The following is a 14,619-nucleotide window of genomic DNA, read 5'->3' on the forward strand; positions in this document are numbered from 1 at the left end:
CGCCGCCCCCATTGATCAGGACAAGCGAATCATTCCGATGCGGTCGATCGCCGATCGCGATAGATCTGCGAGGATCGGACCATGGACACCCGGCACCTGGAGTACTTCATCGCCGTCGCGGAGGAGGGCAGCTTCACGCGCGCCGCGCACCGGCTGCAGACCGTCCAGTCGGCCGTCTCGGCGGGCGTGCGCACGCTGGAGCGCGAGGTGCACGCGACGCTGTTCGTCCGCTCCACCCGCCGGGTCGAGCTGTCGGACGCCGGCCGCGCCCTGCTGCCCGAGGCCCGGGCCGCCGTCGAGTCCCTGGACCGCGTCTACGACGTCGTGGCCGCCGCCGAGAGCGGCCTGCGGGGACGCCTACGCCTCGGGGTGTTCGCCAACACCGACATGCTCGACATCCCGGCGCTCGCCGGGCGGTTCCACCAGCTCTACCCGGGCGTCGCGCTCAGCGTCGTGGCCTCCCCCACCGGTTCGACGGGCCTGGTGGACGACGTCCGGGCGGGCCGCCTCGACGTCGCGATCACCGGCCTGCCCCCGGGGGACCTCGTGGGCCTGCGCTCGCACGAGCTGCTGGCCGACGAGTTCGTCGCGGTGGTGCCCCAGGCCCACGAGCTCGCCTCCCGCGCCGTCCTCTCCCTCGACGAGCTCGTCGGGGAGCCGTTCGTCGACGGCCCACCCGGATTCGGCAACCGGGTGATCATCGAGCGCGAGCTCGCCACGCGCGGCCTGCGCCGCACGGTCGTGGTCGAGAGCCCCGACATGAGCCTGGTGGCCGCGTTCGTCGCGGCGGGGCTCGGGGTGGCCGCCGTGCCCCGCATGGTGCTGCGTCCCGCGCCGGGCGCCGTGCTCCGGCCGCTCGACACGTCGCTCGCGTTCTCGATGCGGTCCGTCAGCCGGCCCCGCACGACACGGCCCGTCGAGGCGGCGCTGGCCCTGCTGCACGGCGTCGCCGTCCGCAGCCCGACGGTGTGAGGGGACGGGAGGGCCTCAGGGCAGTTCTCCCCATGGCGGCCCCGGCCGGGTACCGCTAGGTTCGCCTCGGCCGACCGAGAGCGGGGAGAACCGATGGGTGAGGTCTGGGGCTCCGACGTCGCCCAGCTGCGCATTCTCGCGACCACGATGCGGGACCGGACGCAGGCGCTGGAGACCATGCGGGCCCTGGTGGACTCCCTGATCGACGACCTCGACTGGTTCGGCCCCAGCGGTCAGCAGTTCCGCGCGGAGTGGTCGGACACGCACCGCGGCGGCCTGACCGCGGCCATCGACTCCCTGGTGCAGGCGGGCAACGCCCTGGACCGGAACGCCGACGACCAGGAGCGCACCAGCGCCGACGCCGGGCTCGCGGGCGGCGCGGCGGGACCGAGCGGGACGACGGGAACGAGCGGTGCCGGGGCCGGCACCACCGGGGCCGTCGCCCAGGCACCCGCCGCTCCCCCGGTGCCCACGCTCAGCCCCGACGAGTACACGGAGCTCTCGGCGGCGGAACGGAAGGACTGGCTGGCCACGGCGAGCGACGAGCAGATCGCCGCCCTCCTGGCCGCCATGGAGGCGCAGGGCCTGTACCCCGGGCCGGACGCCGGCCCGGTGGCCAACGCGCACTGGACCCGGCAGGCCGCCCAGGACGCCGGCATCGACTACCGCTCGTGGGACCCGCGCCTCGGGGCCGAGGCGAACCGCGGGAACATCGAGGCCGTCTACGAGTACTACGCCGACCTCTACCTGGACAACCCCGACCTGCAGTGGGCCGGGATGGCCGCGATGATCGGGCCGTCCTTCGCGGCCGGGTTCCTCGACCTGGCCCTGATGCGCGACGTCGCGCAGGGCGTCGAGGTCGGCGGCGAGGTGCTCCAGCACCTGCCGGGCGGGCTCGCCCAGGGTGCCCTGATCGAGCAGGTCGCGGGGATGACGGACGACGAGCTGCGGTTCTACGAGACGACGTTCCTGTCGATGCAGCAGGAGATCTTCCGGGACCAGGCGTCCATGCACGCCGCCTACGAGCACGGCGGCATGGCGGAGATCCAGCGGATGTACGAGTCCGGTGCGATCAACGAGCGGACGTACGACGCCTGGGAGGACGTCGCGTCGGGCGATCCGGAGCGCGTCACCGAGGGCAACGTCGAGATGCTGCGCCGGGAGCAGCAGGAGATCATCGCGGACGACTACGACGCCATGCGGAACCACCCGGTCACGGGCGAGGCGATGACCTACATGATGACGGTGGTCGGCGAGGCGTCCATCCCGGGCGCTGTCACGTTCGCCGAGTACGACCCGCTGCAGGTCACCGTGGAGACACCCGGGCCGGAGCGGATCGGCATCCCGTTCACGCCCCTCTCCACCGACAACCCGCTGCAGGGCTCGGTCACCGTCACGACCCCGCTCCCGGACGGCAACATCGCCGACGTCGGGCAGCGCTGGGACTACATCACGGCCGACACGCTCCCCGCGTACCAGGAGCTGCTGCGGGACGACCCGGGCCGCGCCCAGGAGATCCTGCGGACCGACGTGTCGGACCGCATCGAGGAGTACCGGCTGACCAACCCCGACCGGCTGGGCCGCATCGTGGACCGGCTGGCGACGAACTGGGGCGTCGATGTCGACCAGTGACGTCCGGCGGCGTGACAGGGTGGGGGCCATGTCCGTACGACACGTGGTCCTCGCGGTGGGCGCGGCCCTCGCCCTCACGGTGACGGCCGGCTGCACCGTGACCGTCGGCGGGGCGGACGACGACGGCGTGGAGCTCTTCGGAGAGGGGAACAGCATGCAGTGGGACCTGACACGACCGCTCGACGCGGAGACGCTTGGGCTGCCGGCGGACCAGATGGTGATCGTCACCGTGCCCGAGGACGCCACCGTGAGCCTGACGCTCCCCACCGGCACCTGGTCCGGGAGCACCGAGGAGATGACGGTGACCACGCGGCACGGCTACGTGGACTCCGTCGACCTGTTCTGGACCGAGGCCGACGGGCAAGCTGCTGCCGACCGGATGGTGGCCGACGCCGGGCTCCTCGGCGTCGACGCCGCACAGGTCGCGCAGTGGGCCGGGACCGCGCAGTGGGCCGAGACCGCCGACACCAACGAGACGCGCGCGAAGGACAACTACAACGGGTCGAACGGCGAGGTCTCCACCTCGATCCGGCCCAGCATGGCTGTCGGCGAGGGTGTGGGCACCCCCGTCCGGCTCTGGTACACGTTCTACGTCCGGGACGTCGTCGAGACCGCCGGTTAGTCCCCGCCGCCGGCCAGCGCCCGGTACGTCCGGCTCGTCAGCTCGTGGTCGAGGTTCGGCTCCAGCCACGCGCTGGTCTCCACCACCCGCGACAGCGACACCCCCGTGGTGATCCCGAGCCCGTCCAGCATCCACAGCAGGTCCTCCGTGGCGAGGTTGCCCGTGGCCGACTCCGCGTACGGGCACCCGCCCAGGCCCCCGGCCGACGTGTCGAACGTGGTGACCCCGTGCCGCAGCGCGGCCGCGACGTTGCCGAGCGCCTGCCCGTAGGTGTCGTGGGCGTGCAGGGCCAGCACGTCGTCGGGCAGGCCGGCGGCGTTCAGCGCGTCCAGCAGCGCGACGACGTGCCCCGGCGTCCCGACGCCGATCGTGTCCCCCAGGGAGAGCTGCTCCGCGCCCAGGTCCATCAGCCGCCTGCCCGCGGTGACCACCTGCTCCAGCGGGACGTCGCCCTCCCACGGGTCGCCGAAGCACATGGAGACGTACGCCCGCACCCGCATCCCCGCGGCGCGCGCCCGCGTCATGACCGGCTCGAACATCGCGTACTGCTCGTCCAGGGACCGGTTCAGGTTCCGGCGCGCGAAGGTGTCGGTGGCGCTGGCGAAGACCGCGATGTGCCGCAGCCCCAGGTCGTACGCGCGCTCCAGGCCGCGCTCGTTCGGCACGAGCACCGGCAGGTCGCGGGCGCGGTCACCGAGCCGGTCCACCAGCAGGCCCAGCACCTCGGCGGCGTCGGCGAGCTGCGGCACCCAGCGGGGGTGCACCAGGCTCGTGGCCTCGACGTACGGCAGGCCGGCGTCGAGCAGCCGCTCGACCAGGTCCACCTTGACCGCGGTCGGGACCACCGCCTTCTCGTTCTGCAGGCCGTCGCGCGGCCCCACCTCGTAGACGGTCACGCGCTCCGGCAGGGCCGGGTCGCGCACCACCTGCGGACGGCGGTACTCGCGGGGCGCAGACCCAGGCACCGGCTCAGGCTCAGGCATCGGCCACCTCCATGACGAACAGCACCTGCCGCGCCGCGACCTGCTCCCCGGCGGCGGCACGGACCCGCACCACGCCGTCGGACGGCGCCACGAGCGCCACCTCCATCTTCATCGCCTCCAGCACACCGAGCGCCTGCCCGGCGGTCACCACGTCGCCGTCGCGCACCTCCACGCGGGCCAGGGCGCCGGGCATGGCGGCCACCACGACGCCGTCGGACAGGTCGGACTCGGCCGCTCGGGAGCCGCCCGGCCGGGCGAACCGGAAGGTGTGCCCGCGCGTGCTCACCTCCACGGACCTCGGCCCGACGTCGACCACGAACCGGGCGGTCACACCGTCCAGCTCCAGCAGGTGCGGACCGTCGGCGCCGTCCGAGCTGCCCCCGGCACCGCCCACCGCCCGGCACGACGTCGGCGGCTCGCCGTCGCGCCGCACCTCGCCCCGGGCGACGCTCACGCGGAGCACCGCGTCGTCCAGCTCGACCCACGTGTCGGCGGGCGGGCCGCCGAGGCGCCAGCCGTCGCCGCCGTCGCGCACCGCGGCGGAGGCCACCGCCCAGGCGGCCGCGACCAGGGCCGGCCCCGGGTCCGGCGCGGACAGCGGGTGGGTGTCCAGCCAGGCGGTGTGGACCTCGCCGTCGCGGAACGCGCCGGAGTCAGCGAGCGCCCGCACGAACCCGGTGTTGGTCACCAGGCCGCCGATCGCGGTGTCGTCGAGGGCGTCGACCAGCGCGCGCCGGGCGGCCTCGCGGTCGGGGCCGCGCGCGATGATCTTGCCGACCATGGGGTCGTAGGCGGCGGGGACGACGGTGCCGTCCTCCAGCCCGGCCTCGACCCGGATGGTGGTGGGGCCGGTCGTGGCGGGCCAGCGGACGCGGGTGGCGGTGCCGGCCTGCGGCAGGAATCCGCCGAAGGCGTCCTCGGCGTAGATGCGGGCCTCGATGGCGTGCCCGGTGACGGTGACGTCGTCCTGGGTGTAGCCGAGGGGTTCGCCGGCGGCGACGCGGAGCTGCTGCTCGACGAGGTCGATGCGCTCGCCGTGGACGCGCACGACCTCCTCGGTGACGGGGTGCTCGACCTGGAGGCGGGTGTTCATCTCGAGGAACCAGGCGCCGCTGCCGGGCGTAGCCCCCTCCTCCACGAGGAACTCGGCGGTGCCGACCCCGGTGTAGCCGACCTCGCGGGCGAGGTTCACGGCCCAGGTGTGCAGCCATTCGCGCAGCAGGGGGTCCAGCCCCGGTGCCGGCGCTTCCTCCAGCACCTTCTGGTGGCGGCGCTGCGCGGAGCAGTCGCGCTCGTGCAGGTGCAGCACGGTGCCGTGCTCGTCGGCGATGACCTGCACCTCGACGTGCCGACCGCGTTCGACGTAGCGCTCCAGGAGCAGGGTGTCGTCGCCGAACGCGGCGGCGGCCTCGCGCCCGGCGGCCGCGATGGCGGCGGCGAGCTCGTCCTCGCCGCGCACGATCCGCATGCCCTTGCCGCCGCCGCCGGCGGCGGCCTTGACCAGGACCGGGTAGGTGCGGTTGCCCTGCATGGCGAACCATCCGCCACCCCTGACGTTGCCGAGCACATGCAGCACCGGCACGCCCGCCTTCCGGGCGACCTGGTGTGCCGTGTCCTTGCGGGCCATGGCGTCCATCGCCGCGGGCGGCGGGCCCACCCAGGTGAGCCCGGCGCCGAGGACGGCGCGGGCGAACTCGGCCTGCTCGGACAGGAACCCGTAGCCGGGGTGGACGGCGTCGGCGCCGGTCTCCTTGGCGGCGGCGAGCAGCGCGGGGATCGACAAGTAGGACTCGGTGGCGGGCGTGGGGCCGATGCGGACGGCGACGTCGGCGGCGCGGGTGTGCGGGGCGCCGGTGTCGGCGTCGGAGTGGACGGCGACGGTGCGCAGCCCGAGGCGGCGGGCGGTGCGGATGATCCGCAGGGCGATCTCGCCGCGGTTGGCGATCAGGAGGGTGTGCATCGTCATCACATCCGGAAGATGCCGTAGGAGGGTTCGGGGATCGGGGCGCCGGCCGTGGCAGCCAGGCCGAGGGCCAGGACGCGGCGGGTGTCGGCGGGGTCGATCACGCCGTCGTCCCACAGGCGGGCCGTGGCGTAGTAGGGGTTGCCCTGGGTCTCGTACTGGGCGCGGATCGGGGCCTTGAAGGCCTCGACGTCTTCCGTGGGGGCGTCGGCGAGGTCCTTGCGCACGGTGGCCAGGACGGACGCGGCCTGCTCGCCGCCCATGACGGAGATGCGGGCGCCGGGCCACATCCACAGGAACCGGGGGTCGTAGGCGCGGCCGCTCATGCCGTAGTTGCCGGCGCCGAACGAGCCGCCGAGCACCACGGTGAACCGGGGCACGGAGGTGCAGGCCACGGCGGTGACGAGCTTGGCGCCGTCCTTGGCGATGCCGCGGTGCTCGTACTCCTTGCCGACCATGAACCCGGCGATGTTCTGCAGGAACACGAGCGGGATGCGCCGCTGGTCGCAGAGCTGCACGAAGTGCGCGCCCTTGAGCGCGGACTCGGAGAACAGGATGCCGTTGTTGGCGACGATCCCGACCTGGTAGCCGTCGATCCGCGCGAACCCGCACACGAGCGTCTCGCCGTAGCGGGCCTTGAACTCGGCGAGCTGGGAGCCGTCGACGATCCGGCGGATCACGTCGCGCACGTCGTACGGGGTGCGTGGGTCGGCGGGGACGTCGTACAGCCCGTCGGGGTCCAGCTCGGGCTCCTCGGACGGTACGCGGTCGAGCACCTGCCCGGGCGCCGGAGTGGTGCCGATGATCTCGCGCACGATGCGCAGGGCGTGGGCGTCGTCGTCGGCCAGGTGGTCCGCGACGCCGGACGTGGTGGTGTGCAAGATGCCGCCGCCCAGCTCCTCGGCCGTGACGACCTCGCCCGTGGCGGCCTGCACGAGGGGCGGGCCGCCGAGGAAGATCGTGCCCTGGTCGCGCACGATGACGGCCTCGTCGCTCATCGCGGGCACGTACGCGCCGCCCGCGGTGCACGACCCCATGACGGCGGCGACCTGCGGGATGCCCCGGGCCGAGAGGTTGGCCTGGTTGTAGAAGATGCGCCCGAAGTGCTCGCGGTCGGGGAACACCTCGTCCTGCATGGGCAGGTACGCGCCGCCGGAGTCCACGAGGTAGACGCACGGCAGGTGGTTCTCCGCCGCGATCTGCTGGGCGCGCAGGTGCTTCTTGACGGTGACCGGGTAGTACGTGCCGCCCTTGACGGTGGCGTCGTTGGCGACGACCACGCACTGGCGGCCGGCGATGCGGCCGATCCCGGTGACGATGCCCGCGCTGGGCACCGCCCACTGCCCGCCGTACATGTCGTAGGCCGCCAGGGCCCCGATCTCGAGGAACGGGCTGCCCGGGTCGAGCAGCCGGTCCACCCGGTCGCGGGCGAGCAGCTTGCCGCGCCCGGTGTGGCGGGCGCGCGCCTCGGGCGAGCCGCCCTGGCGCACGCGCGCCAGCCGCTCGCGCAGCTGCGCGGTCAGGGTGCGCAGATCCGGTCCAACGCCGACGTCGGTGGTCATGTGCCGCAGCATAGTCCGCTGGTTAATGATCGTTAACCCCTCGTTCCGGCAGGTCGCTCCTAGACTGCTCCGGTGACCCCGCGCAGGCAGCAGATCCTGAGCACGGCGGCCGACCTGTTCGCCGCCCGTGGCTTCCACGGCGTCTCCATGGGAGACATCGGCGCGGCCGTCGGTGTCTCCGGCCCCGCCCTCTACAAACACTTCGCGGGCAAGGAGGACATCCTCGGGCAGTGCCTCCTGCACGCCTCCGACCAGCTCCTGGCCGGGGCGCGGGAGCTGCTGTCCGAGGACGGCGTGCCCGCCGGGCGGCCCGACGGCGCCCTCGCCGCCCTGATCGCCCGGCACGCCGACTTCGCGCTCGACAACCCCGCCCTCATCGTGATCCAGGAACGCGAGTGGGGCGCGCTGGGCGCCGACGCCCGCGCGCAGGTGCGGGAGCACCAGCTCGCGTACATCGACGTCTGGACCGATGCGCTGCGCCCCCTGCGCCCCGACCTCGGCGGCACGGAGGCCCGGGCCGCCGTGCAGGCCGCGTTCGGCCTGCTCAACTCGACGCCGCACAGCGCACGCATCGGACGCGCGGCCATGCGGGCCCTCCTGACCCGCATGGCGCGCGCCGCCCTGCTCACTCCACCGGCAGGCCCAGACCCCGCGCGATGAGCATGCGCTGCAGCTCGGACGTCCCCTCGCCGATCTCCAGCACCTTCGCGTCCCGGTAGAAGCGGGCGATCGGCCCGTCCTCCATGACGCCGTAGCCGCCGAAGACCTGCGCCGCAATGCGCGTGGCCGTCACGGCGGACTCCGTGGCGTAGAGCTTGGCGACCGAGGAGGCCCGCCGGAACTCGTCCAGCGGCGCGCCCGAGTCCTTCAGCGCCGCGGCCCGGTAGGTGAGCGCGCGGCTGGCCTGGAGCATGACCTCGACGTCGGCGATCTGGAACGCGACGCCCTGCTTGCGGCCGATCGGCCCGCCGAACGTGGGGCGCACGCCGGCGTGCTCCACCGCTAGCTCCAGCATGGCCTGGATGCAGCCGGTCGCGAGCGCCGCGACGGCCACCCGCCCCGTGTTCAGGCAGATCATGAGCTGCTTGAACCCGTTGCCGCGCTCCCCCAGGAGGTTGGCCTCGGGCACGCGCACGTCCTCGAACCGCAGGGCGTGGGTGTCGCAGGAGCGCCAGCTCATCTTGTCGTGCAGGGGTTCGACGACGTACCCCGGGGTGTCGGTGGGCACGATGATCGCGCTGAGCTCCGGGCTGCCGTCCGGCCGGGTGCCGGTGCGCGCCGCGACGGTGCAGACGCTGGTGATGGGCGTGCCGGAGTTGGTGATGAACTGCTTGGCGCCGTTGATCACCCACTCGCCGTCGACGAGCTCCGCGGTGGTGGTCATGGCGTTGGCGTCGCTGCCCGCGCCGGGTTCCGTCAGGCCGAACGCGCCCAGGCGCCGTCCGGCGACCAGGTCGGGCAGCCAGGTCTTCTTCTGCTCCTCGGTGCCGTAGGCCAGCAGCGTGCCGACGCCGAGGCCGACGCCGGCCCCGAGCGTGATGCCGACGGACTGGTCCACGCGGCCGATCTCCTCGACGGCGATGCAGAGGCCGGTGAGCCCGAGCCCGGACCCTCCGCACTCCTCCGGGGTGGTCAGGCCGAACAGGCCCAGGTCACCCATCTGGTGCACCACCTCGACGGGCAGGCGACTCTCCCTGTCCCATCGGGCGATGTGGGGCGCGATCTCGCGGTCGGCATAGTCACGTACCGCGTCCCGGAGCTTGGTGTGCTCCGGGTTCTCTGGTGTATGCATGTTGCGCATGTCACAGAGGTTAACCACCATTAACCTCACAGCGCCAGGCCCCACCCGGAGGACTTCTCGATGACCACCCTCAGTCAGGTCGCCTACGACGTCGTAGCGCTCGACCGACCCGACGCCGCACCCGACGCGCCGCCCGTCCCGTACGCCCGGATCACGCTCGACGCGCCCCGACGGCGCAACGCCCTGTCGCTCGCCCTCCTGGACGAGCTGCGGGCCGCCCTGGACCGCGCCGCGCACGACGAGGTGCACGCGGTGGTGCTGGCCGCCAGCGGCCCGGCGTTCTGCTCCGGGGCCGACCTCACCGAGGCCCTGGCCGAGGGCATGACCGTCTCCGCGCGCCGGCTGGCCGACGTGCTGCGCGACCTGCTCGCGCTGCCCCAGCCCGTCGTGGCGCGCGTGCACGGGCCGGTGCGGGCCGGGGGCATCGGGCTGGTCGCCGCGTGCGACGTCGTGGTCAGCGCCGACCAGATCACCTACGCCTTCACCGAGGCCCGCCTCGCGCTCGCGCCCGCCGTCATCTCGCTCGCGGTGCTGCCGCGGATGACGCCGCGCGCCGCGCAGCGCACGTTCCTGACCGGCGCGCCGTTCACCGCGGCCGAGGCGGCGCAGTGGGGGCTGGTGACCAGCGCGGTGCCGGCCGACGGTCTCGACGCGGAGGTGGACGCCGTCCTCGAAGGTCTGGCCGCCGCCGACCCGCAGGGCCTGGCCGCGACGAAGGAGCTGCTCAACGCGGACGTGCTGGCTCGCTTCGACGCGCACGTGGACGACGTGGTGGCCTCGTCGGCGGACCTGTTCGCCTCGCCGCGGGCGCGGGCGGCGATGGAGAAGCTGCTGGCGCGGTGAGCCGCGGGGCGACTCCACGAATCCGGGGTGTGTTGCGCTGCGTGGACAATGTCTACGCAGAGCAACCGACCTCGATCGCGTACACGTTCCCCGGCACCCTTCCGGCACGGCTGCTCGGCCCGGGCGGGGCCCCGCGGCGGTGTCGGCTGCGACGACGTCGGCCGTGACGGTGTTGGATGGGGGCGTGGCTACCCGGATCTCCCAGCGCAACGCACGCTTCCAGCAGCTGACGACCCTCGTGACGAACCGCAACAAGCGGCACCGCGCGGGCGAGTTCCTGGTGCAGGGCGTGCGGCCGATCACGATGGCCGTCGAGCACGGCTGGGAGGTGCGCGCCCTGCTGTACGACGGCGAGCGCCACCTCTCGCGCTGGGCGCGGGACCTGCTCGCGGCGCACCCGGACGTGGAGCACGTGCGGATGGCGCCCGACCTGCTGGCGGAGCTCGCCGAGAAGGAGGACGCCGAGCTGCTCGCCGTGCTGGCGATGCGGCCCGACGACCTGGACCGCATCGAGGCCGGGTCCGACTTCCTCGGGGTCGTGTTCGACCGGCCCACGCAGCCGGGCAACATCGGCGCCGTCGTGCGGTCGGCCGACGCGTTCGGCGCGCACGGCGTGATCACCACGGGGCACGCCGCCGACGCCTACGACCCCAAGTCCGTGCGCGCGAGCACGGGGTCGTTCTTCGCGATGCCGGTGGTGCGCTCCCCCTCCACGGCGGAGGTCATGGACTGGGTGACGGCGCGCCGGGCCGCCGGGCTGCCCGTGGTCGTCGTGGCCACGGACGAGCACGGCGACGCCGACGTCTCCGCCTACGACCTGACCCAGCCCGTCCTGCTGCTGGTGGGCAACGAGACCACGGGCCTGACCCAGTCGTGGCGGGACGCCGCGGACGTGACGCTCAGCATCCCGATGACGGGCTCCGCGAGCTCGCTCAACGCCGCGAACGCGGCGACGGTGGTGCTCTACGAGGCCCGCCGCCAGCGCCTGGCGCGCTAGAGCTCGATCGACAGCATGCGCGAGCCCGTCGTCTTGGTGTAGCCCAGGCTCGCGTACAGGCCGTGCGCCCCGCTCGGGTTCGCGGTGTCGACGTCGAGCGCGGCGTACTCCATGCCGTCGGCGGCGAAGGCCCGCATGCCCGCCGCGAGCGCCGCCAGCGCCGCCTTGCGGCCCCGGTAGGCGCGGCGCGCGCCGAGGATGTCGGTGTAGCCGAACGAGTACCCGCGCACGGCGAAGTCCTCGGGGTAGCGCCCGGCCAGCTCGTAGCCCACCACGAGGGGTTCGCCGGCCCGCAGCGCGGCGGCGGTCTCGGGGTCGGTGTCGGGCGAGGCCAGGAGCGCGTCGACGTCGGGGGCGTCGTCGACCACGAGGAAGGACCACTGCGGCGCGAAGCCGGCGCGCTCGGCCCACTGCTCGCGGGTCTGCGGCTGGCTGCCCCAGTGGTCGCGGAACGCGTCGTTGTGCGCGAGGCGTGAGGCCTCGTCGTACGCCTCGGACCAGGGCACGAGCCGCAGGGAGCCGGACAGCGCGACCTCGGGCACGGGCGCGGCGTCGGGCCCGGTCAGGGGCCGCGCCAGGTCGGAGTAGTAGCGGCGCACCTCCATGCCGGCCCGCTCGTAGAGGTGGATCTTGCTGACCGGCCCGTTGTCCTCGGCGAAGATCGCGATGCGGGCGGGCACGTCCTTGCCCGACTCGGCGAGCAGCTGCCGGGCGCGGCCGATCGACCAGGCCAGCACCTCGCGGCCGATGCCCTCGCCGCGGCGGTCGGGGTGCACGCCGCCCCAGGTGAAGGCCCGCACCGTGGTGACGTCGCCGGGCGGGCTGACGACGTAACCCCAGGCCACGAGGGCGCCGTCGGCGTCGAAGCCGAGCAGGGAGTCGCGGGTCATGTCGCGCCAGGTGCCGTCGAAGATCTCCTCGATCTCCTCGGCGGTCTCGACGTACGGTTCGGCGTCGGCGCGGGCGATGTGGTTGCGCAGGGCGAGCCACACGGGCACGTCCGCGCGGGTGGCGGGCCGCCAGGTCAGGCCGCCCGCGGTGGGCACGGTCACGGTCTCCGGCGCGGCGGCGCGTTCGGCGATCGGCGCGAGGGCGGTCGGGGCAGGGTCGTCGGTCTCGGTGGTCATGGTGCGTCCTTCAGGTTCGGGGTGGTTCAGAGCTCGATGGAGTACAGGGTGGAGCCGTCGCTCTTGGTGTAGCCCAGCCGGGCGTACAGGGCGGGCGCGCCGGTCGGGTTGTCGGTGTCGACGTCGAGCTCGGCGTGCTGCATGCCGTCGTCGGCGTAGACGCGCAGGGCGTGGGTGAGCAGCGCGACGGCGATGCGGCGGCCGCGGTAGGCGCGGCGCACGCCCAGGAGCTCGGTGTACCCGGCGGTGTAGCCCTGCGTGGCCCAGTCGTGCTCGAAGCGCTCGGCCCGGTGCAGCCCGACGACGTACGGCGTGCCGGGCGCGACCGTGGTGTCCCCGGGCTGCTCGTGCTCGGAGCCCGGGTAGCGGACCGACTCGTCGACCACCAGGAACGACCACTGCGGCGCGAACGCGCTGCGGTACGCGCGCCAGGACTCGGGGGTGCGCGGCTGGCTGCCCCAGTGGTCCCGGAACGCGTCGTTGCGGGCCAGGCGGGCGGCGTCGTCCAGGGCGTCGGTCCAGGGCACCAGGCGCAGCGGGGGTTCGAGACCCATCGTGGGCACCGGCGTGCTGAGGTCGCGCAGCAGGTTGGCGTAGTAGCGCACGGGCTCGAACCCGCCGGCGCGCAGCAGGTCGCGCTTCTCGTCGGGGTCGGTGTCGACGACGTGCGCGGAGATCCGCGCGGGCAGCCCGGCCAGCCGGGGGTCGCCGTCGTGGGCCGCGAGCGCCTGCCGGGCGCGGCCGGTCGCCCAGGCGAGCAGCTGCGTGCCGATGCCCTCGCCGCGGCGGGTGGGGTGGACGCCGCCGGACAGCGAGACGCGCAGGGTGGTGGCGCCGTCGGTGGGGAACCGTTCGGCGTGGGCCCAGGCGAGCGGCGTGCCGTCGGCGTCGCGGCCCAGGAGGGTGTCCGCGGCGTCGAAGGCCGGGGCGCCGAAGGTCTCGGTGACCTCGTCGGCGGACGTGAACCAGTCCCGTCCGTCAGCCTCGTGGACCGTGTGCATGAGCGCGGTCAGCGCGGGCACGTCCGCCGGCGTCCAGGGGCGCCAGGTGAGGCCGCCCGCGGTCGGGGGCGTCAGGACGGACGGTGCGGCGGCGCGGTCGCCGATGGTGGCGCGCACGGGTGACATGCCGCCACGCTAGGCGACCCGGGTGCGGTCTTCCACGGGATTTACGCTCGCCGCCGCCGGAAGCGCGCTCGCGGACGCGAGGAGGGCCAGCTTGTCGGCGTCGTCGGACCCGGTGTCCGGGTGGTAGACGACGAGCATCAGGTGCTCGGCGCCGCCGATGCCGAGCCGCTCCCGGTTCACGGTCAGCTCCCCGACCTGCGGGTGGTCGATCCGCAGCGGCGTGCCGCGCTGCCCCCGCACCTCGTGCCGCGCCCAGAGCTCGCGGAACCGCGCGCTGGCGGAGAGCTGCCCGACGAGCTCGACGAACCGCGGGTCGTCCACGTCGGTGCCCGCGGACTGCCGCAGGCTGGCCACGAAGCACTCCGTGACGTTCGCCCACTCCGGGTACAGCGCCTGGACGGACGGGTCGAGGAACAGGTCGCGGAGCTGGTTGCCGCCGACGTCCAGGCGCGGGTCGACCGCGCGGGCCAGGGCGTTCGACGCCACGACGTCGAAGTACCGCCCCTCGATGAACGCGGGCTGCACCAGCGAGTCCAGGAGCTTGCGCGCGCCGTCCGGCACGGGCTCCTCGCCCGGGTGGTGCCCCCGCTGCCGGACGCGCTGCCCGGGGGCGTCGGCGACGAGCGTGCGCAGGTGGGCGACGTGATCGGCGTCGAGGTGGAGCACCCGCGCCAGGGACTCCAGCACCTGCCCGGACGGGTTGCGGTCGCGCCCGCGCTCCAGCCGCAGGTAGTAGTCGGCGCTGATGCCCGCCAGCAGCGCGACCTCCTCGCGGCGCAGCCCGGGCACGCGCCGGGTGCCCGTCTCCGGGAGGCCCGCCTGCCGGGGCGTGACCAGCTCGCGCCGCGCCCGCAGGTACGCGCCCAGCGGGTTCGCCGACTCGCGGAGAGGGGGTCCTGCCACACCCTGGTCTCCGGAGGGTCCTGGCTGCTCGCTGTCGCCGCTCATAGCGTTCCCAACGGCCCGACCGGGCCGCATATTTCGGGAGGA

At 74.1% G+C, this 14,619-nt stretch carries 13 protein-coding genes; 6 read left to right on the forward strand and 7 right to left on the reverse strand.

Annotation, left to right across the window (positions count from 1 at the left end; genetic code table 11):
• Positions 1–81 precede the first annotated feature (81 nt).
• The 3 genes from ACZ7LE_RS12550 (at position 82) to ACZ7LE_RS12560 (ending at position 3,226) form a co-directional block, all read left to right on the forward strand.
• On the forward strand, positions 82–972 hold the full coding sequence (locus tag ACZ7LE_RS12550) for a LysR family transcriptional regulator (RefSeq protein WP_470403596.1): 891 nt from the start codon (positions 82–84) through the stop codon (positions 970–972).
• Between the two features lie 93 nt (positions 973–1,065).
• Positions 1,066–2,604 (forward strand): WXG100 family type VII secretion target, encoded by a 1,539-nt coding sequence (locus ACZ7LE_RS12555; RefSeq protein WP_470403597.1) that lies wholly within the window; start codon positions 1,066–1,068, stop codon positions 2,602–2,604.
• Between the two features lie 28 nt (positions 2,605–2,632).
• Complete coding sequence (locus ACZ7LE_RS12560; protein ID WP_470403598.1) at positions 2,633–3,226, forward strand: hypothetical protein; 594 nt, start codon at positions 2,633–2,635, stop codon at positions 3,224–3,226.
• Here ACZ7LE_RS12560 and ACZ7LE_RS12565 read toward each other — a convergent pair.
• The 3 genes from ACZ7LE_RS12565 to ACZ7LE_RS12575 are packed head-to-tail and all read right to left on the reverse strand — an operon-like array spanning position 3,223 to position 7,734.
• Positions 3,223–4,209 (reverse strand): hydroxymethylglutaryl-CoA lyase, encoded by a 987-nt coding sequence (locus ACZ7LE_RS12565; protein WP_470403599.1) that lies wholly within the window; start codon positions 4,207–4,209, stop codon positions 3,223–3,225. The two genes, ACZ7LE_RS12560 and ACZ7LE_RS12565, sit on opposite strands and share 4 nt — an antisense overlap.
• A complete protein-coding gene (locus tag ACZ7LE_RS12570) occupies positions 4,202–6,175 on the reverse strand; it encodes an acetyl/propionyl/methylcrotonyl-CoA carboxylase subunit alpha (protein ID WP_470403600.1) in 1,974 nt (657 codons plus the stop codon). Before ACZ7LE_RS12570 ends, ACZ7LE_RS12565 begins: the two co-directional genes overlap by 8 nt.
• Positions 6,175–7,734 carry a carboxyl transferase domain-containing protein gene (locus ACZ7LE_RS12575; protein ID WP_470403601.1) on the reverse strand — a complete coding sequence of 520 codons (1,560 nt, stop codon included), beginning with the start codon at positions 7,732–7,734 and terminating at the stop codon, positions 6,175–6,177. The genes ACZ7LE_RS12570 and ACZ7LE_RS12575 overlap by 1 nt, the downstream gene beginning before the upstream one ends.
• Before the next feature lie 72 nt (positions 7,735–7,806).
• Between ACZ7LE_RS12575 and ACZ7LE_RS12580 the strand changes: the two genes are divergently transcribed.
• Positions 7,807–8,394: a TetR/AcrR family transcriptional regulator gene (locus ACZ7LE_RS12580; protein ID WP_470403602.1), complete on the forward strand. Its 588-nt coding sequence runs from the start codon at positions 7,807–7,809 to the stop codon at positions 8,392–8,394.
• On the opposite strand, the gene ACZ7LE_RS12585 is transcribed toward ACZ7LE_RS12580, so the two are convergent.
• On the reverse strand, positions 8,360–9,535 hold the full coding sequence (locus ACZ7LE_RS12585; RefSeq protein WP_470403603.1) for an acyl-CoA dehydrogenase family protein: 1,176 nt from the start codon (positions 9,533–9,535) through the stop codon (positions 8,360–8,362). The two genes, ACZ7LE_RS12580 and ACZ7LE_RS12585, sit on opposite strands and share 35 nt — an antisense overlap.
• Positions 9,536–9,595: 60 nt before the next feature.
• Between ACZ7LE_RS12585 and ACZ7LE_RS12590 the strand changes: the two genes are divergently transcribed.
• The gene (locus ACZ7LE_RS12590; protein WP_470403604.1) at positions 9,596–10,378 is read left to right on the forward strand and encodes an enoyl-CoA hydratase-related protein; all 783 of its coding nucleotides are present in this window, start codon (positions 9,596–9,598) and stop codon (positions 10,376–10,378) included.
• Positions 10,379–10,562: 184 nt separating this feature from the next.
• Positions 10,563–11,375 carry a TrmH family RNA methyltransferase gene (locus ACZ7LE_RS12595; RefSeq protein ID WP_470403605.1) on the forward strand — a complete coding sequence of 271 codons (813 nt, stop codon included), beginning with the start codon at positions 10,563–10,565 and terminating at the stop codon, positions 11,373–11,375.
• On the opposite strand, the gene ACZ7LE_RS12600 is transcribed toward ACZ7LE_RS12595, so the two are convergent.
• From ACZ7LE_RS12600 to ACZ7LE_RS12610, 3 genes are read right to left on the reverse strand one after another with little or no spacing between them, the layout of a single operon-like run.
• Positions 11,372–12,502 (reverse strand): GNAT family N-acetyltransferase, encoded by a 1,131-nt coding sequence (locus ACZ7LE_RS12600; RefSeq protein WP_470403606.1) that lies wholly within the window; start codon positions 12,500–12,502, stop codon positions 11,372–11,374. The two genes, ACZ7LE_RS12595 and ACZ7LE_RS12600, sit on opposite strands and share 4 nt — an antisense overlap.
• A 26-nt stretch (positions 12,503–12,528) precedes the next feature.
• Positions 12,529–13,629, reverse strand: coding sequence for a GNAT family N-acetyltransferase (locus ACZ7LE_RS12605; protein ID WP_470403607.1), 1,101 nt, complete (start codon positions 13,627–13,629; stop codon positions 12,529–12,531).
• A gap of 9 nt (positions 13,630–13,638) precedes the next feature.
• On the reverse strand, positions 13,639–14,532 hold the full coding sequence (locus tag ACZ7LE_RS12610; protein ID WP_470403608.1) for a helix-turn-helix domain-containing protein: 894 nt from the start codon (positions 14,530–14,532) through the stop codon (positions 13,639–13,641).
• Positions 14,533–14,619 lie beyond the last annotated feature (87 nt).

It is taken from the genome of Promicromonospora sp. NPDC110617 (genome assembly GCF_055598465.1).

Excerpts from the sequence above, each read along its gene's own strand:
- ACZ7LE_RS12550 (WP_470403596.1), top strand. The coding sequence starts at position 82 with ATGGACACCCGGCACCTGGAGTACTTCATCGCCGTCGCGGAGGAGGGC.
- ACZ7LE_RS12555 (WP_470403597.1), top strand. The coding sequence starts at position 1,066 with ATGGGTGAGGTCTGGGGCTCCGACGTCGCCCAGCTGCGCATTCTCGCG.
- ACZ7LE_RS12560 (WP_470403598.1), top strand. The coding sequence starts at position 2,633 with ATGTCCGTACGACACGTGGTCCTCGCGGTGGGCGCGGCCCTCGCCCTC.
- ACZ7LE_RS12565 (WP_470403599.1), bottom strand. The coding sequence starts at position 4,209 with ATGCCTGAGCCTGAGCCGGTGCCTGGGTCTGCGCCCCGCGAGTACCGC.
- ACZ7LE_RS12570 (WP_470403600.1), bottom strand. The coding sequence starts at position 6,175 with ATGACGATGCACACCCTCCTGATCGCCAACCGCGGCGAGATCGCCCTG.
- ACZ7LE_RS12575 (WP_470403601.1), bottom strand. The coding sequence starts at position 7,734 with ATGACCACCGACGTCGGCGTTGGACCGGATCTGCGCACCCTGACCGCG.
- ACZ7LE_RS12585 (WP_470403603.1), bottom strand. The coding sequence starts at position 9,535 with ATGCGCAACATGCATACACCAGAGAACCCGGAGCACACCAAGCTCCGG.
- ACZ7LE_RS12590 (WP_470403604.1), top strand. The coding sequence starts at position 9,596 with ATGACCACCCTCAGTCAGGTCGCCTACGACGTCGTAGCGCTCGACCGA.
- ACZ7LE_RS12600 (WP_470403606.1), bottom strand. The coding sequence starts at position 12,502 with ATGACCACCGAGACCGACGACCCTGCCCCGACCGCCCTCGCGCCGATC.
- ACZ7LE_RS12605 (WP_470403607.1), bottom strand. The coding sequence starts at position 13,629 with ATGTCACCCGTGCGCGCCACCATCGGCGACCGCGCCGCCGCACCGTCC.